Consider the following 17,496-nt stretch of genomic DNA (forward strand, 5'->3'; position numbering starts at 1 on the left):
CTCCGCGCAACCCCGGCGCCCCGCGAAGCACGGCGGCAGGCCACTCCGGAGCTTCGAACCGTCCTGCCGCCAAGCGTCACTTCGCGAGGTCCCGCATTGTCCTGGCGGCCGTGCTGGCGCTTTTCGCGCTCGTCGGCGGCGCCTGGGCCATCGACGGCGCGGTCAACGGCTCCCGCATCTACGATGGCGTGTCGGTGGGCGCGGTGGATGTCTCCGGCATGACCGAGGAGGAGGCCCGTCGCGTCGTGAGCTCCTTCTACAAGTCCCGCGTTGCCGATGGCCGGGCGCTTATCTTCGCCAGCGAGGAGGCACGCGACACCCTTGATGTGGAAAGCGAGCTTGCCGAGCAGGACGCCCAGGCCGAGCAGCTCTCTTTAGAGGAAGCCCGGGCCAACAAGCAGGTGTGGGTCGCCGAGAGCGGCACGCTGGGCGCGAGGCTTCCCGTAAACGAGGCGGTCTCCCGTGCCTTCGCTGTGGGCCGAGAAGGCGGTCTTGCGGAGCGTATGGAGGCGGCGCGCAACGGCGTTTCCGTCGACGTCGCCCTTTCCTTCGACGAGGAGGCCTTGGAGGCGCTGTGCTCCTCCATCGATGAATCTGCTGGCGAGCCGCGCCTCGATTACGGCATCGCCATCGATCAGGGCGCGGTATCGGTCACCGAGGGCCACGGCGGCAAGGCCGTCGACCGCGCCTCGGTGGCCCGTCAGCTCTCCGAGGGATTTCTCGGCGAGGCGTCCGGCAAGGTCGTCATCGTGGCGACGCCCGATGAGGCGGACGTGCGCATCGGCGCCGATGAGGCCACCCGGGTCGCCGACGAGGTTCAGGAGGCCCTCGATCGGGGCTGCACCTTCTCCTTCGAGCGGACCGAGTGGCCGCTGGGGGCGGCGGATCTGGGCGCGTGGGTGCGCACCCGGGTGGAAGAGCGCGGGGAGGGTTTCGCCCTGGTTCCCTACCTCGACGAGACCGAGGCGGCCTCGGGGCTGCTCGGGCTCATTCGCGACGCTGGCTACACCTCGGCGGCCACGGTGTCGTTCGACGTCGACGGCGGCGAGGTATGGGTCAGCGCCCGCGAGGGCTCGCGCTATCCCCATACCGCCGATGCGGCGGCGCAGGCCCAAAGCGCCCTGTTCGGCAGTGAGGCGGCCGGCTCCGATGCGCCTTCCATCGCCATCCAGTGGGGCGAGGCTCCGTCCCGGACCACCTTCGACGAAGCGCTCGAGATGGGCCTTATCGCCCCGATCTCCTCGTTCACGACCGAGTACAACGACAGCCCCTCCACGGCCAATCGGCGCCACAACATACACGCGGCGGCCGACTTGCTGAACAACTCCATCGCCCGGGCCGACGGAGGGGAGTGGTCGTTCAACGACACGGTGGGCGAGGCGAACGAGGAGGCAGGGTTCCAGGCGGCCCATGCCATCATCAACGGCGAGTACGACGACGCCATCGGCGGCGGCATCTGCCAGGTGGCCACCACGGTGTTCAACGCGGTCTATGAGGCGGGCTATCCCGTGACCGAGCGGCGCAACCACTCGCTCTACATCTCTAGCTATCCCACGGGCCGCGATGCCGCTATCGCGTACCCCGACCTCGACCTTACATGGGTCAATGACGGCACTTCGGATGTTTTGATGCGCTCGCGCTACACCGATTCCAGCCTAACCGTTACACTGTACGGTATCGATCCCGGCTACGTGGTCTCCACGCAGACCGGCGATTGGGAGACCGGAGAGCCCTTCAAGAAGCGCACCAAAGTCGACGAGAGCGAGCCTGAGGGCACGCGCTACGTCAAGACCGCCGGAGCTGACGGGCGCAGCGTGACCGTGCATCGCACCGTCCGCGACCGTGCGGGCAACGTGCTTCATGAAGAGGATTTCACCTCCAACTACGCCCCCATCGACGAGGTGACCGTCGTGGGGCCGAACACGCCGACACGCGAGAGAGAAGATACCGATAAAGAAGCTACGGACAAGGAGGAAGCCAGTGTTCTTTCAACCGGAGATTGAGACGATGCCCCGCGAGGAGCTGCGCGAACTGCAGCTTGAGCGCATGCGGGAGTCGCTGCGCAACGCCTACGAGAACGTGCCGCTGTACCGCGAGCGCTTCGACGCGGCGGGCGTGACCCCCGACGACCTCACGAGCCTCGAGGACATCGCCAAGTTCCCCTTCGTCGTGAAGCAGGACATGCGCGACAACTACCCCTTCGGCATGTTCGCCCGCGAGAACGCCGACGTGGCCCGTATCCACGCCTCATCCGGCACCACGGGCCAGGCGACGGTGGTGGGGCATACCGCCAACGACCTCGCGAACTGGGGCGACTGCTTCGCCCGCGGCATTGCCATGGTGGGCGGCGACGAGAACTCCACCATCCAGGTGTCCTACGGCTACGGCCTGTTCACGGGAGGCTTGGGAGCTCATGCCGGCGGCGAGGCCATGGGCTGCACCGTCATCCCCACCTCGTCGGGCAACACCAAGCGCCAGGTGCAGATGCTCAAGGACTGCAAGACCGACATCCTGGCCTGCACTCCCTCCTACGCCCTGCTCATCGCCGATACGGCCATCGAGATGGGCTATGACCCGGCCACCGAGTTCCAAATCTCCGGCGGCATCTTCGGCGCCGAGCCCTGCTCGGAGAACATGCGCCAGGAGATCGCCGACAAGCTGGGCATCCAGTACTGCGATGTGTACGGCCTCTCCGAGATCATGGGCCCGGGCGTGGCCATGGAATGCGCCGAGCGCGGCGGCCTGCACATCGCCGAGGACCAGTTCTACTGCGAGATCGTCGACCCCGAGACGCTGGAAGTCCTTCCTGACGGCGAAGTGGGCGAGCTCGTCATCACGACGCTGACCCGCGAGTGCTCGCCGATGATCCGCTACCGCACCCGCGACGTCACCACCATCAACGCCGAGCCGTGCGCGTGCGGGCGCACCCATCGCAAGATCGGGCGCCTTCTGGGCCGCACCGACGACATGCTCATCATCCGCGGCGTGAACGTGTTCCCGTCCCAGATCGAGCAGGTCATCACCGAGTTCCCGGAGATCGCCACCCAGTACCAGATCATCCTCACCATGAACGGCCCGCTCGACCACGTGGAGCTGCAGGTGGAAACTGAGCCCGACTTCCCGATCGACGAGGTGCGCCGCCTGGAGGATCTGCGCAACCGCCTGGCCGCGGCCCTCAAGAGCAACTTGCAGGTGGCCGTCGACATCAAGTTCGTGGAGCCCAAGACCATCGCGCGCTCCGAGGGCAAGGCCAAGCGCGTCATCGACCTGAGAGGGGAGAACCAGTAATGATTTCGCAGCTCACCGTTTTTCTCGCCAACGAGAAGGGGCGGCTCGCCGCGGCCTGCCGCACGTTGGCCGATGCCGACATCAACATGAAGGCCCTGTTCATCGCCGACACCGCCGATTTCGGCATCGTCCGCATCTTCTGTGACACACCGAAACGCGCGGTGGAGGTGCTGGGGCAGGCAGGCTTCCGCGCCTCGCTCACGCCGGTCATCGCCGTGTCCGTCGAGGATGCTCCCGGCACTTTGGCCGATCTTCTCGGATTCTGCCAAGGGGCCTCGATGAACATCGAGTACGGCTACTGCTTCTGCACCGCTGACGGCAAGGCCGTCGACGTGCTGAAGATCGAGGGCGACGGTGCCGAGGCGGTTCTCGCCGAGGCGGGCTTCGCCGTTCTGGCTCCGGAAGAGGTTTACTGCGTTGACCCTGCTTAGCCCCATCGAAAACGGCAGTGCGCACCAAAGCGGCGCCCGTCTGTCAAGGCGGGCGCTCGGCTTCGCTTTGGCTCTGCTGCTGGCGCTGCCTTTGGGCGCGCCGGCACGGGCCTTCGCCGACGTGCGCGGCACCGACGAGATCCTGGGCGCCTCCGTCGAGGCGCGCGGGCTGCCGGCGGTTGCCTGTCCGAACGTCACGGCGACCTTCGCGCTGGTCATGGACGACGAGGGCACGGTGCTCTTCTCGCGGGGCGCCCTCGAGCGGTCGCACATCGCCTCCATCACCAAGATCATGACCGCCATCGTCGCGCTGGACTCCGGCGTACCCCTGGACAGCACGGTGACGGTGAGCCAGGAGGCCGCCTCGGTGGGCGAGTCGTCGGCGAGCCTGTGGGCGGGCGACACGCTCACCCTTGAGGCGGCGCTCGCGGGGCTCATGATCCCCTCGGGCAACGACGCCGCCATCGCCATCGCCGAGACTTTGGGCGAGGGGATGAAGACCGACGATTCGCAGACCGCCAACGAGGCCTTCGTGGCGGCCATGAACGCCAAGGCGGCCGAGCTCGGGATGACCGAGACGCTGTTCTCCAACCCCCATGGGCTCGACATCGGCGCCTACGACAACGAAATGTACAGCTGCGCCCGCGATGTCGCCCTCATGAGCGCCTACGCCATGGGAAACGAGACGTTCCGCTCCATCGTGTCGAAGGAGTCCGCCCAGATCACCATCACGCGCGCCGACGGCAAGCCCCAGGTCATCGACCTTCAATCCACCGATCGTCTGCTCGGCACCTACGAGGGAGCCTGCGGCATCAAGACCGGCTACACCGAGGCGGCGGGCAACTCCTTCGCCGGCGCGTGCGATCGCGGCGACGGCCTTCTGTACGCCATCGTGTTGGGCTCGCCCTCCGAGGACGCGCGCTTCCAGGATACCGAGACGCTGTTCAACTGGGTCTACGACAACCGTGTGAGCTATGCGCTGGCCCACAGCCCCGAGACCGTGGCCTCTGCAGCTGACGGCGGTGCCGAGGTGCCGCTCATCGCCCGCGTGTCCCACAGCGCGTGGCCGGACCGCACGGTGGCGGCCACCTTCGCCGATCCCTCGGCCGCCGTCGAGGTGTTCGCGCCCGAGGGCAATGTGAGCCAGGAGATCGTCGCCGAGGAGCTGACCGGTTCGGTTGCCGCGGGGGATGTCGTGGGCGTCGCCAACTTCTACCAGGGCAACGAACTTGTCGCCTCCCAGGACCTCATCGCCTGCGAGGATTCGCCGGCCCCCGGTTTTCTCGAGGGCATCGGCATCTGGTGGAACCGGCTGTGGGGCAACGACGCCCCGGCGCCGACTGAGGTCGTCAACGAGACGCCCCTCATCTACAGCAAGTCATCCTCTCGCGAGGATCATCAGTCCGTTGCGGCCATCGCCGCAGGCGTCTCAGACGACGCTCCCGCCGACGGTGCCCCAAGCGGCGCGGGCGCGGGCGCCGCAGACGCCGCCAACGAGTAAGGAGGTGGGCCATGAGCGAGCGCTGCCCCGTTTGTTCCCACGAGATTTCACTGAACGACACCGTGTGTCCCACCTGCGGATTCAAGCTGCTCGGCGCCACGCAGGCCATGCAGCCGCTCGTCATGAGCGAGACGCCGGCCACAACCGTTGAGGAGAGCGCCCCGGCCCGTGCGACGCTCAACGTCGTGCGGGGTCCGCAAGTGGGCATCAGCTTCGTGCTCACAGGCGAGCCCGTCACCATCGGTCGCAGTCCCCAGTGCACGATCTTCCTGAACGACATGACCGTCTCGCGCATGCACGCCACCATCGAGCAGGAGAACGGCTGCTACGTCATCCGCGACGCCAACTCGTTCAACGGCGTGTGGGTGAACAACGATTCCGTGGAGGCTCGTGCGCTGCGTCCGGGCGACTTCATTCAGATCGGCACCTTCTGCATGCAGTACGAGGAGAATTAGGGCCGCGCACGCGACGGCGGGCGCCGAAGGGAGAGGAAGAGACATATGGAGCTGATGAGCGGCAACGAGGCCATCGCCCAGGGAGCCTGGGAGGCGGGCTGCACCATCGGCGTGGCCTACCCGGGCACGCCGTCGACGGAGACGCTGGAGGCCTTCGCCAAGAAGGAGGGCGTCTACGCCGAGTGGTGCGTGAACGAGAAGGTGGCCGTGGAAGTGGGCATCGGGGCCTCGGCCGCCGGCGCGCGGGTGCTCGCCACCATGAAGCACGTGGGCGTGAACGTGGCGGCCGACCCGCTGTTCACGGCCGCCTACACCGGCGTGGGCGGCGGTATGGTCATCTTGGCAGCCGACGACCCGGGCATGTACTCCTCCCAGAACGAGCAGGACTCGCACTACTACGCTCAGGCCGCCGCCATCCCGTGCCTCGATCCGGCCGACTCCGCCGAGGCTTTGCGCTTCACCCGCGAGGCCTACGATATCTCCGAGCGCTTCGACGTGCCGGTGATCATCCGCTCCAGCGTGCGCATCTCCCACACGAAGACGCCCGTCGAGGCAGGGGAGCGCGCCGAGGCGCCGGCGAGGCCCTATGAGAAGAATCCGGCGAAGTGGGTCATGATGCCCGCCTTCGCCAAGCCGCGCCGCCTCGTGCAGCTGGATCGCATCGATAAGCTGCGCCAGTGGGTGGAAACCTGCCCCTACAACGAGGTGAGGGAAGGGAAGGGCGCCATCGGCATCGTCTGCGCCGGCGCGGCCTACCAGCACGTGGCCGAGGCGCTCCCGGACGCGAGCATCTTCAAACTCGGGGTCACCTGGCCCCTTCCCGCGGCCGCGCTGCGCGATTTCGCCGACTCCGTCGAAGCCGTGTACGTCGTGGAGGAGGGCTCGGAGTACCTCAAAGACGCCGTGCGGGCCTGCGGGGTGCCGGTGAGCGAGACGCCGTGCCCCCTGCCGCGGGCCGGCGAGCTGTCGCCGGGGCTCGTGCGCGCGGCCTTCGGCCTTGAGCAGCCGCCCCATGCGCCGGCTGCGACCGATCTGCCGGGACGCCCTCCGGCGCTGTGTCCGGGATGCCCCCATCGCCTCGTGTTCAAGGAGCTCTCGAGGATGCGGGCCATCGTGACCGGCGACATCGGCTGCTATACCTTGGGCGCCCTGCCGCCGCTTTCGGCCATGGACACCACGGTGGACATGGGGGCCTCGGTCTCCATGGCCCACGGCTTCGAGCTGGCGCTGGCCGACACGGAGCATCGTCCCATCGTCGCCGTCATCGGGGACTCCACGTTCGCCCATTCGGGCCTAAGCTCGCTCATCTCCACGGTGTACAACCGCGGCGCCGGCACGGTGTGCGTGCTCGACAACCGCACCACCGCTATGACGGGGCGCCAGGGCAACCCCTTCAACGGCGTGACCCTGCAGAACCGGCCCAGCCGCGAGTTGAACATCGAGGCCGTGGTGGCTGCCCTCGGCGTCGAGGATGTGCGCGTGGTCGATCCCAACGATGCCGCCGCCGTGCGACGGGCCCTCAAGGAGGCCACGGGCAGCGACGACATCTCGGTCATCGTGTTCCGCTCGCCCTGCGTGCTGCTCGAGCGCCACGTAGAGCCGCCGCTGTTCGTGAGCGACTCCTGCACGGCCTGCGGCGCCTGCGTCACGTTGGGCTGTCCGGCCCTCGGCCGCGACGAGACGGGCCGTGCGCTCATCGATTCCGCGCTGTGCATCGGCTGCGGCCACTGCACCCAGTACTGCCGCTTCGACGCCATCGTCAAGGAATAGGAGGCCGTTCATGGAAAATGCCACTAAGACCGTGCTCTTGTGCGGTGTGGGCGGCCAGGGAACCATCCTCGCCGCCGATTTGCTCGCTTTCAGCTGCATGAAGGCGAATCTGCAGGTGAAGGTGTCGGAGATCCACGGCATGGCCCAGCGCGGCGGCGCCGTCACCACGGTGGTTCGCGTGGGCGAGGACGTGAAATCCATGGTATCGGACGCGGGATGCGCCGATGTCGTCGTCGCCTTCGAAACCACCGAGGCCCTCCGCAATCTGCCCCAGCTCAAGGAGGGCGGCTCGCTCATCGTCAACGATGTGGCCATTCGGCCCCTGCCGGTACTCACCGGCGCCGCCTCGATGCCCGGGAACGCCCGGGAGCGCCTGCGCGAGGCGGGGGCGCTGCTCATCGACGCCGATGCCATTGCGCGCGCGGCCGGCAACGCCAAATGCGCCAATGTGGTGCTCGTGGGGGCCTTGGCGGCCCGGCTCGACATTCCCGTCGAGGTGTGGGAGGAGACCGTGGCCGAGCGCGTGCCGCAGAAGACCGTCGAGGCGAACCTCGCCGCCCTGCGCGCGGGCCGAGCCGTCATCGAGAACGAGGAGGGAAAATAGCATGACCGTTTCCCAGATCAGCGTATTCGCCAACAGCCGCCCGGGGCACATGAACCGGGTGCTCGACCTCTTCGAGGGCGCCGGCGTCTCCGTGCGCGGCTTCTCCGCCGCCGACACGGGGGGGTACGGCATCCTCCGCTTTATCGTCGATAAGCCGGAGGCGGCCATGGAGGCGCTTAAGGGCGCCGGCTGCGCCTGCGTCGTTTCGCCGGTCATCTGCCTGAAGCTCGTCGACGAGCCCGGCGAGCTCTCGCGGGTCATGGGTGTGCTCGCCAAATGCGGCATCAACGTGGTCTACAGCTATTCCATGATCTCCACCTATATCGTGCTCTCCACAAGCGAGCCGGAGCGCGCCCAGGCGCTTCTGGCCGATGAGCCGGTGGAGCTCATTTCCCAAGAGGACATCGCGCGCATCGTCGCCGAGCGCGCCGCGAAGGAGGCGTAAGAGCGCATGAGCGAGGCAATGGATCCCATCGACGTGACAAAGAAGGGCGCGGCGCTGGCCGCCGCCGAAGCGGGACGGTTCGACGCCCTGCCCATTTACAAGCCGGAAATCGAATGCGCCTCCCGCGAGGAGATTCGCGCCCTGCAGCTGGAGAAGCTGAAGGAGACCGTGGCCTATGCCTACGAGCGCGTGCCCTACTACCGCCAGAAGCTGGACGAGATGGGCGTGGCGCCGAGCGACATCCAGACGCTCGAGGACGTGCGCAAGCTCCCCTTCACCGACAAGGCCGTGCTGCGCGAGACCTTCCCCTTCGGCCTGTTTGCGGTGCCGCTGGACGACATCCGCGAGCTGCACTCCTCGTCGGGCACCACCGGAAAGCCCGTGGTGGTGGGCTACACCGACGACGACATGGACATGTGGAGCGAGTGCATCGCCCGCCTCGTGCAGATGGCCGGCGTCGTGCCCGGGGACATCGCCCAGATGGCCTTCGGCTACGGCATGTTCACCGGCGGTTTCGGCCTGCACTACGGGCTGCAGCGCCTGGGCTGCGCCATGATCCCCGCGGGCTCGGGCAACACCGAGCGCCATATCCAGATGATCGAGGACTACGGCACCACCGTGCTCGTGGCCACGCCCTCCTACGCCATGCACATCTGCGAGGTGGGGGAGAAGATGGGCTACGATTGGGAGAAGTCCCCCCTGCGCGTGGGCCTTTTCGGCGGCGAGCCCTGTCCGCCGGGCCTGAAAGCCGAGATCGAGCGACGCATGCACATCGTCTGCACCGACAACTACGGCCTCACCGAGGTCATGGGGCCGGGGGTGTCCGGCGAGTGTCTGGCCGAGCGCTACCAGCAGCACATCGCCGAGGATCACTTCCTGTGGGAGGTCATCGATCCGGAAACCGGTGAGCCGGTGGGCGAGGGCGAGATGGGGGAGCTCGTGCTCACGCCCCTTTGCAAGCAGGGCATTCCCGTGCTGCGCTACCGCACCCACGATCTGACCGCCGTGCACACCGAGCCCTGCGCCTGCGGCCGCACGCTGGCCCGTATGGACAAGGTGCGCTCCCGCTCCGACGACATGCTCATCATCCGCGGCACCAACGTGTTCCCCTCGCAGATCGAGGACGTGCTCACGGGCATCGAGGAGGTCACGCCCCATTACCATATCATCGTGGAGACCCGCGGCGGCATGGACGCGCTCATCGTGGAGACCGAGCTGCGCCCCGAGGCCTTCCGCGACTCCTTCGAGGCCATGGACGCCCTGCGCGCTCGTATCGCCGAGAAGCTCAAGGGCACGCTGCTCGTGGCGCCAGAGGTGCGCCTGGTCGAGCCCGGCGGCATCGAGCGTGCCATCGGCAAGGCCAAGCACGTCGACGACCGGCGCGAGAAGTAGCCCGGTTTTAAGACTGCGTCGGAAAGGTTTCATTGGCTATGACGGAAAGCGGCGCGACAGAGGCGACACCCGTCGTCGGCCGCTTCGCGCCGTCGCCGACCGGGCGCATGCACGCGGGCAACATCTACGCCGCGCTCATCGCATGGCTCGTGGCGAAGTCCCAGGGCGGCCGCATGGTGCTGCGCATCGAGGATCTCGACCGCGAGCGCTCGAAGGCCGCCTACATCGATCAGATCCAGCGTGATTTCGAGGCCCTGGGCCTCTTCTGGGACGAGGGGCCGTACTTCCAGCATGATCGCGACGAAGCCTATGCCGAGGCATTCGCGCGCCTTGAGGCCCAGGGGCTTTTGTACCCGTGCTTCTGCACGCGGGCCGACCTTCACGCCGCCTCGGCGCCCCACCGGGGTGAGAAGCTCGTCTATGCCGGCACCTGCCGCTATCTGTCGGCCGCGGAGGTGGAGGCGCGCCGGGCAGCGGGGCGCACGCCGGGCTGGAGAGTTGCCGTGGACGGCCGCACGATCGCCTTCGAGGACCTCGTTCAGGGATACTACGCGCAAAAGCTCGACCGCGACTGCGGCGACTTCCTCATACGCCGCTCCGACGGCGCGTTCGCCTACCAGCTGGCAGTGGTGGTGGACGATGCCGCCCAGGGCGTCAATTCAGTCGTGCGCGGCGTCGATCTGCTTTGCTCCACGCCGCAGCAGCGCTACCTCCAGGATCTTCTCGGGCTGCCGCACCCCGCCTATGCGCACGTTCCGCTGCTCGTGGCCGAGCAGAATCGGCGCCTCTCGAAACGCGATCGGGACGCGGCCTTAGACGAGCTGCTGGCCCGGTTCGGAAGTCCGCGAGCCGTCATCGGACATATCGCGGCGGTGGCGGGGCTTGTTCCCGAAGAGGCGCCGGCGACGCCGGAAGAGCTGCTGAAGGACTTCTCGCTGGAGCGTTTTCGCGATGGACTGCCCGATCTCGTGCAGATTCCCTGGCGCTCCTAAAGCAGGAGGGCGGCGGCGTAGAATGCGCCCAGAGCCACGTTCACGCTGCAGATCTGGCCCATGGCGCTGATGCGCGTGGGCGCAGCGAGCGGATTTTTCCACAGGCCCATCATGAGGGGGTAGCAGCCGAGCGCCAAGAAGGGGAGCACGACGATACCCCGGGGGAACCAAATGCCGATGATGGCGAGGATGGCGAGAACCCAAACGACCATGAGGGCGTGGTAGAGGGTGCGCGCCTTTTCTCGGCCCAGCAGCACCGGCAGCGTGCGGCGGGATGCCTCGATGTCCTTCTCGATGTCGCAGGTGTTGTTCGTCATCATGATGAGGCCCACGCCGATGATCGTGGGCGCGGCCCAAAGGAGCGCCATGAACGTGAACGTGCCCGAGAGCACCTGGTAGCATGCCAGCGGAATAAGACCGCCCATAACGATGCCGCTCACCGCCTCGCCGACGGGAAGGTAGGAGAGAGGCGTCTTGCCTCCGGAGTACATCACGACGATGACGGCTCCGATAAGCGCGATGACGAGGGGAACGGGGCCTGTCTTCCAAACAACGTACAGGCCGAGCAGAAAGGCCACGGCCAGAAAGCCGATGGCCAGCCCGAGGGCCGAGCGCGGATTGACGTCGTTGTAGACGAGCACCGAGTCGGAGGCCTCCACGTTGTCCTCGGCCGTATCGGTTCCCTTGATGAAGTCGAAGTAGTCGTTGAAGGTGTTCACGGACGCCTGCATGAGGATGCAGATGAGGAGCAGAAGCCACGCCATGCCCACGTCCAGCGACCCGGTGTTGGCCAAGGCGCAGGCGGCGGCCACGAGCACGGGCATGATGGCCGCCGGCCAGGTATGGGGCGCGGCCAACTGAAGAGCGAGGCGAGGGGAGAGGGGAGTCGTCGCTCCCCCGCTGTTCGGTTTCGTATGGGAACCCATGTTCGATTTCTCTTTTCGTCGTGAGAAGCGTTATCGATTACCTGGCATTATAGAAGAAGGGCGCCCCAATGGAGCGCCCTTCAAGGGGTTTGCGCGTTGACGGCGCGTTTAGTTGGTCATCAGCGCGGCCGCGATGTCGCCCGAGGTGGACGAGGCCGGCTCCCAGGTGCCGTCGACCTTGGTGTAGGTGATGGTGATGGGCTGGGTGGCCGCCAGCTCGACGCCGTCGAGGGAGCCGATGACGATCTCGCCGATCTTTTGGTTGATCTCATCGTTGGAGAGAGCGGCAAGAGCATCGGGATCGGCGGTGACCTCGTCCACGGCCGTCTGCAGCGCCTGCAGGTAGCCGGTATAGCTCTTGCAGGTAAGGGTGATCTGGGCCGTGGCGCTGTCGCCGTCGACATTGATCGAGTCGATCGTGTAATCGAAGCCGCTCAGGTAGGACTTCATGAACTCGACGCCGTCGATGCCGTAGACCGAAAGCTGGCTCATATCGATGGACTCGGAGAACTCGTTGACGAACGCGTCGTCGATGTTCTTAATGCTGTCCAGTTCGGACGAGAGTGAAGCGCGGATGGCGTCTTCATCGCTCGTGCCGCTCGAGCAACCGGCCAACCCGACCATTCCAATGGAAAGCGCCAAAAGAGCAGCGAGGGTCACTATAAAACCCTGTATAGTTGATCGTGATTTCAATTTTACATAATCCATATTATCAGCCTTTCTTGTCAATCTTTTCAGAAGCCCTCCAACTTGAAACATTTTACCGTATATGGAAGGTGTTTAGCCCCAGGCATTGCCGCTGCCGCCGGATGGCTGCGCGGTGATGGTGGCGCCCTCGCCGAGGATCGAGGTGAAGTCTCCCGTTTGCATGGCCTCCATGAGCACGGGCATCATGAGCGCGATGCCGACGATGTTGACGATGAGCGCAATGGCGCTGATGGCGAGACCCCAGATAAGCGTCTGGCGTACCGTGGCGGCATAGACCTTCTGGCGACCATCGACATCGTCTATCACGTGCTTGATCTTAACGAAGCCGACAATGGCGCAGACGAGGCCCACCGTGCTCAGCATCACGCCGCCGATGATGAAGGAGACTGGACCTGCAATGGCGGCTACCGTCGAGAGCGTGCGGGCGGATTTCAGGTCGGCGTCGATGAGCGCCCGTCTCTGATCCTGCGAGGGCTCCGTCGACGGCTCGGGTCGCTGGGGATTTTCGGGAGTCGTCTCCGGAGCTCCCAGCTGCTGGGGCTCGGGCGTTTCTTCGGGTTTCGAATCGCGGTGATCGGTCATAAAGGACACTCTTTCTAGGAAAGGCCGCTGCTTCCGAAGCCCTGCGCTCCGCGCGAGCTCTCGGGAAGCTCATAAGTGTTATGTAAAGTAATGGTGGGGGTAGCGATGATCACGAGTTGGGCGATGCGCTCGCCCTTTTCGTAATTGAACACCTCCGTTGGATCGAGATTGATGAGCGGCACCTTGATCTCCCCCCGGTAGCCGCTGTCTATGAGGCCCGGGGCGTTCACGATGGAGATGCCCTGTCGTGCCGCCAGGCCGCTTCGGGGAATGATGAGCCCCGCATAGCCCTCGGGAACGGCCAAGGCGATACCGCAGGGCACGAGTGCCCGCTCGAAGGGCAAAAGCGTGCCGCCCTCGGCGGCGCGCAAATCGAGACCCGCATCGCCCGGACGGGCGTAGGCGGGCGCTTCCAGGGTCTCGTCGAGCTGCTTGAAAAGAACGTCCATGGATCAGCCCAGCTCTTTCAGGGCCTCGGAGAACTCCTCCACATTCTGGAAATCCTTGTAGACGCTGGCGAAGCGAATATAGGCAACGTCATCCAGAGTGGCCAGACGGGCCAGTACCAAATCGCCCAAATCGCGCGATTTGATCTCGTTGCGCTGACTCGATCGCAATTCCGCCTCGATGCTCGTGATGAGTCCGTCGATCTTCTCGGGCGTGATGGGACGTTTCGCGCAGGCGATGAGCAATCCTCGCATGAGCTTCTCGCGGTTGAAGACCTCCGATGAACCGTCGGCCTTGATGACGAGAATGGGATTTTCGGCGAGCCGCTCGTAGGTGGTGAATCGCGTGCCGCACTGCAGGCATTCGCGACGGCGCCGGATAGAGGCGCCGTCGTCGGCCGATCGCGAGTCGACGACTTTCGATTCCTGGTAGCCACAGGAAGGACAGCGCATAGGTTCTCCTTCTCACTTTGATAAGTTGATTGCTTATCATACCCTATCAGACCTAGCGCGCTCCCCTCTTCAAAACATTGCTACCTTCACGACACCCGCCCTCGACGCTCTAGGCGAAGAAGATGAGGAATGACGCGATGGTGCTGAGCGTGAAGGCTATGGAAAATTCGATGCGTGCCATTTTTTACTCCTGACCTCTTGCGTAGAACCTTTGTTCGCAGTTATAATAGAGCGAACAAAGGTTCACGTCAAGAGATTTTTCAAACAAATGTACGCTTTTGTGAAAGGATGCGCTATGACCCAGAAAGTGACCAAGCGGCAACAGGCGGTTCTCGACTGCATCGAAGCGTGCATTCGCGAGAAGGGCTACGGTCCTACGGTGCGCGAGGTGTGCCAGAGTTTGGGGCTCTCCTCCCCTTCCACCGTCCATGTCCATTTGAAGGCACTTGAAGACAAGGGCTTCATCAAGCGCGACCCCCTTAAATCCCGCTCCATCGCGCTTACCTATCCCATCGAGGAGGTTCCCTCCCCTGTCACGGCTTTCGCGGCCGCCTACAGCAAGCTCGTCAATGTGCCCTTGGTGGGCAACGTGGCTGCCGGCTCCCCTATTCTCGCCGAGGAGAACATCACCGACACCATCACGCTGCCCACCGATATCGTCGGCGATGCCCCCTCCTTCATGCTCTCGGTGCGCGGCGAGTCCATGATCGAGGCCGGCATCAACGATGGCGACTACGTGGTTGTGAAGGAGCAGCCGGTGGCCAACAACGGCGATATCGTCGTGGCCATCATCGACGACGGCGCCACCGTCAAGCGCTTCTTCCGCGAGGCCGACCATATCCGCCTGCAACCGGAGAACTCGACGATGGATCCCATCATCACCACGGACTGCTCCATTGCCGGCAAGGTGGTGGCCGTGTTTCGGCGCCTGTAGCGCCTTCGCCGCGCCGATAGGCCGCGAGTCCTCCCCTTTCGGTCAATCAAGAGCGCCCCTGCTCCGGATGCGAGGATCCGGAGCAGGGGCGCTCTTTCGTTTCTGGAGCGGTGGTTTCCTCAAGCGTCGACGTCCGAGACAAGGTAAGGGGAGAACGCGCTGACGAAGGCAGGGGCCGCGAGCAGCTGCAGGCGCGTGCCCGTGGCCTCGTGGCTCTCGGAGATGATGTGGCAGCGCTCGTGGGCCAGCGATACCAAATCCCCCCGTTGGTACGGCACGAGCACGTCCAGCTTGGCGTCGGCGGACGAGGCGGCCTGGGCGATGGCGCCCACGAGTTCCTCTATGCCCTCTCCAGAGCGGGCGGACACGAACCGGGCGCTCGGATAACGCCTTTTAAGGCCGGCCAGCGTCTCGGCGTCCAGCAGATCGCATTTGTTGAAAGTGGCGATCGTGGGAATGCTCTGGGCCCCTATCTGGTCGAGCACCTCGCACACGGCCTCGATCTGCCCCTCGAACTCCGGCGAGGAGGCGTCGATCACGTGCAGGATGAGGTCGGCTCCGGTGATTTCGTCGAGCGTCGACTTGAAGGCCTCGACCAGGGTGGTGGGCAGCTTCTGGATGAAGCCGACGGTGTCGGTGACGGTGACCTCGCGGCCCTCGGGCAGTTCGAACTTGCGGGTGGTGGAGTCCAGCGTGGCGAAGAGCTTGTCGTAGCTGAGCACGTCGGCTCCGGTGAGCCGGTTGATGAGCGAGCTTTTCCCGGCATTGGTATAACCGGCCAGTGCCACTTTGAACATGCCGCTGCCGTACCGGCTCTCACGCTGCAACGAGCGCACGTCGGACAGACGCTCAAGCTCGCGGCGAATGCTCGTGATGCGCTTGCGCACCATGCGGCGGTCCACCTCCAGCTGGCTTTCGCCCTCACCGAAGCGGGATCCCACGCCGCCTCCCATGCGGTTCGAAGCGAGGTGGGCCCACATGCCGCGCAGGCGCGGGTACAAGTACTGGTTCTGGGCGAGACGCACCTGCAGACGCCCCTCCTTGGAGGTGGCGTGCAGGGCGAAGATGTCCAGAATGAGGGCCGTACGGTCGATGACCTTCACGGACTTGTCCATGACCTTCTCCAGATTGGCCTGCTGGGAAGGTGTCAGCTCATCGTCGAAGATGACGAGGTCGGCCTCGTGCGACCGTGCCAGCTCGGCGATTTCGTCGGCCTTGCCCGTGCCGACGAAGGTGCGCGGGTTGGGCGCGTCCAAGCGCTGGGTCGTCGTGGCCACCACATCGGCTCCGGCCGTATCGGCCAGACGTTCCAGTTCGGCCAGGGAAGATTCCAAGGGCCACGGCAGCCCCGGGCGCTCGACGCCCACGAGAACGGCGCGCTCGCGGCGCTCCTCGGCCTTGGTGGCCGGACCCTTTTGGATGACGGATTCGTATTCGGTCATAGCATGCTCCTTTGCTTCAAGTAACGACGGATCCCATGAGGGGAAGGCGGTGCAAGTGGTCGTTACAGGCGCATGAGCATCACTCCTTAATCGTGGCGCGGCGTTGCGCCGGTGAAACGGGGGCTATCATAGCACAACAGCAGCGCCGGAGAAGCTCACGGCAGCACAATGGTTCCCGAGAAGCTCTCCGTTGCCGGTCCCGTCATGGATATCGTGCCATCCTCGTTCCAGCAGATGTGCAGTAGGCCGCCGCTCAACAGGAGATCGTTCTCCCTGCCGGCCCGACCGGTGAGGCAGGCGGCCGTGTTGGTGGCGCAGGCGCCGGTGCCACAGGCCAAGGTCTCGCCGCAGCCCCTCTCCCATACGCGCATGGCGATGCCCTCATCGGTGACGGAGGCGAACTCGACGTTGGTTTTCTCGGGAAATACGGGATGCGTCTCGAAGAAGGGGCCGGGAAGATCGATGCGCAGGGTCGAGAGGGATTTCTCAGCACCAGCGGGGAACAGCTCGTCGGGCAATGCCGCCCAATCGTCCACGAGGCAGACGGCGTGGGGGTTTCCCATGGAGACGCACACGAATTCGAAGGTTCCCCACGGCGAATCGAGGCGCAGATGCCCCACATAGGGCGCACCATCGGTCGCGCGGGAGTCCGGCGCGGCATCGACGGGCACGAGCACGGGATCCAAGATGGGCGCGCCCATGTTCACGGTCGCCTCGGTCATCTTCCCCTCCGCATCCACGGAAAAGGCGATAGGGCGCGGGCCGGCCAGGGTGTCGGCCACAAGGCTGCCCGAGGCAACGTCCGCCAGCTCGCGATCGACGAGGTACTTGGCGAAGCAGCGCACGCCGTTGCCGCACATTTGGGCCAAGGTGCCGTCGGCGTTGATGTAGTGCATGTAGCCGTCTCCCTCTTCCGAGAGAGCCGGCCGCACGAGGATGACGCCGTCGGCGCCGATGCCGAAGTGGCGGTCGCACAGATACGACACCTGCTCGTCGGTCAGATCAAGAGCGCAGTCGCGATCGTCGATGAAGACGAAATCGTTCCCGAGACCGTGCAATTTGGCGAAGGACAACTCCATGGGACGCTCCTTTTAGGCGGCAATTGAGGGGGCGGAAGCTCTCCTCGA

At 65.3% G+C, this 17,496-nt stretch carries 18 protein-coding genes; 11 read left to right on the top strand and 7 right to left on the bottom strand.

Annotated features, from left to right (window positions below):
- Positions 1-110 precede the first annotated feature (110 nt).
- The 10 genes from ACYVRU_RS00385 to gluQRS are packed head-to-tail and all read left to right on the top strand — an operon-like array spanning position 111 to position 10,878.
- The gene (locus tag ACYVRU_RS00385) at positions 111-2,003 is read left to right on the top strand and encodes a VanW family protein (RefSeq protein WP_237974250.1); all 1,893 of its coding nucleotides are present in this window, start codon (positions 111-113) and stop codon (positions 2,001-2,003) included.
- Positions 1,981-3,288, top strand: a complete 1,308-nt coding sequence (locus ACYVRU_RS00390; RefSeq protein WP_223901040.1) for a phenylacetate--CoA ligase family protein — start codon at positions 1,981-1,983, stop codon at positions 3,286-3,288. Before ACYVRU_RS00385 ends, ACYVRU_RS00390 begins: the two co-directional genes overlap by 23 nt.
- Positions 3,288-3,719 (top strand): hypothetical protein, encoded by a 432-nt coding sequence (locus ACYVRU_RS00395; RefSeq protein ID WP_022739888.1) that lies wholly within the window; start codon positions 3,288-3,290, stop codon positions 3,717-3,719. Before ACYVRU_RS00390 ends, ACYVRU_RS00395 begins: the two co-directional genes overlap by 1 nt.
- Positions 3,706-5,220 (top strand): D-alanyl-D-alanine carboxypeptidase family protein, encoded by a 1,515-nt coding sequence (locus ACYVRU_RS00400; RefSeq protein ID WP_461185582.1) that lies wholly within the window; start codon positions 3,706-3,708, stop codon positions 5,218-5,220. The genes ACYVRU_RS00395 and ACYVRU_RS00400 overlap by 14 nt, the downstream gene beginning before the upstream one ends.
- An 11-nt stretch (positions 5,221-5,231) precedes the next feature.
- Entirely contained in the window at positions 5,232-5,675 is a 444-nt protein-coding gene (locus tag ACYVRU_RS00405; RefSeq protein WP_237974249.1) for an FHA domain-containing protein, read from the top strand.
- A gap of 45 nt (positions 5,676-5,720) precedes the next feature.
- Positions 5,721-7,445: a thiamine pyrophosphate-dependent enzyme gene (locus tag ACYVRU_RS00410; protein WP_461185583.1), complete on the top strand. Its 1,725-nt coding sequence runs from the start codon at positions 5,721-5,723 to the stop codon at positions 7,443-7,445.
- Between the two features lie 10 nt (positions 7,446-7,455).
- Positions 7,456-8,049, top strand: a complete 594-nt coding sequence (locus ACYVRU_RS00415; protein ID WP_278572017.1) for an indolepyruvate oxidoreductase subunit beta — start codon at positions 7,456-7,458, stop codon at positions 8,047-8,049.
- Between the two features lies 1 nt (position 8,050).
- A complete protein-coding gene (locus ACYVRU_RS00420; protein WP_278572015.1) occupies positions 8,051-8,494 on the top strand; it encodes an amino acid-binding protein in 444 nt (147 codons plus the stop codon).
- A 6-nt stretch (positions 8,495-8,500) separates the two neighbouring features.
- Entirely contained in the window at positions 8,501-9,886 is a 1,386-nt protein-coding gene (locus ACYVRU_RS00425) for a phenylacetate--CoA ligase family protein (RefSeq protein WP_223901035.1), read from the top strand.
- 38 nt (positions 9,887-9,924) lie between these two features.
- Positions 9,925-10,878 carry a tRNA glutamyl-Q(34) synthetase GluQRS gene (gene gluQRS, locus ACYVRU_RS00430; protein WP_461185584.1) on the top strand — a complete coding sequence of 318 codons (954 nt, stop codon included), beginning with the start codon at positions 9,925-9,927 and terminating at the stop codon, positions 10,876-10,878.
- Here the strand turns inward: gluQRS and ACYVRU_RS00435 are convergent.
- The 5 genes from ACYVRU_RS00435 to nrdR all read right to left on the bottom strand — a co-directional run bounded on the left by ACYVRU_RS00435 (position 10,875) and on the right by nrdR (position 13,993).
- Entirely contained in the window at positions 10,875-11,804 is a 930-nt protein-coding gene (locus ACYVRU_RS00435; protein WP_278572009.1) for a prenyltransferase, read from the bottom strand. The genes gluQRS and ACYVRU_RS00435 overlap by 4 nt on opposite strands.
- A gap of 108 nt (positions 11,805-11,912) precedes the next feature.
- A complete protein-coding gene (locus tag ACYVRU_RS00440) occupies positions 11,913-12,464 on the bottom strand; it encodes a hypothetical protein (protein ID WP_114539069.1) in 552 nt (183 codons plus the stop codon).
- Between the two features lie 120 nt (positions 12,465-12,584).
- On the bottom strand, positions 12,585-13,094 hold the full coding sequence (locus ACYVRU_RS00445; protein WP_114548354.1) for a hypothetical protein: 510 nt from the start codon (positions 13,092-13,094) through the stop codon (positions 12,585-12,587).
- 14 nt (positions 13,095-13,108) lie between these two features.
- Positions 13,109-13,543, bottom strand: coding sequence for a dUTP diphosphatase (gene dut / locus ACYVRU_RS00450; RefSeq protein WP_157011607.1), 435 nt, complete (start codon positions 13,541-13,543; stop codon positions 13,109-13,111).
- Positions 13,544-13,546: 3 nt separating this feature from the next.
- Positions 13,547-13,993, bottom strand: a complete 447-nt coding sequence (gene nrdR / locus ACYVRU_RS00455) for a transcriptional regulator NrdR (RefSeq protein WP_114539067.1) — start codon at positions 13,991-13,993, stop codon at positions 13,547-13,549.
- Positions 13,994-14,288: 295 nt separating this feature from the next.
- Here nrdR and lexA point away from each other — a divergent pair, with 295 nt between their 5' ends.
- Positions 14,289-14,927, top strand: a complete 639-nt coding sequence (gene lexA / locus ACYVRU_RS00460) for a transcriptional repressor LexA (protein ID WP_022739910.1) — start codon at positions 14,289-14,291, stop codon at positions 14,925-14,927.
- Between the two features lie 119 nt (positions 14,928-15,046).
- Here the strand turns inward: lexA and hflX are convergent, their stop codons facing one another.
- Entirely contained in the window at positions 15,047-16,369 is a 1,323-nt protein-coding gene (hflX, locus tag ACYVRU_RS00465) for a GTPase HflX (RefSeq protein WP_157011609.1), read from the bottom strand.
- A 155-nt stretch (positions 16,370-16,524) separates the two neighbouring features.
- Positions 16,525-17,448, bottom strand: coding sequence for a diaminopimelate epimerase (gene dapF / locus ACYVRU_RS00470; RefSeq protein WP_157011611.1), 924 nt, complete (start codon positions 17,446-17,448; stop codon positions 16,525-16,527).
- Between the last annotated feature and the right edge of the window lie 48 nt (positions 17,449-17,496).

It is taken from the genome of Adlercreutzia sp. CNCM I-6216 (assembly GCF_977113345.1).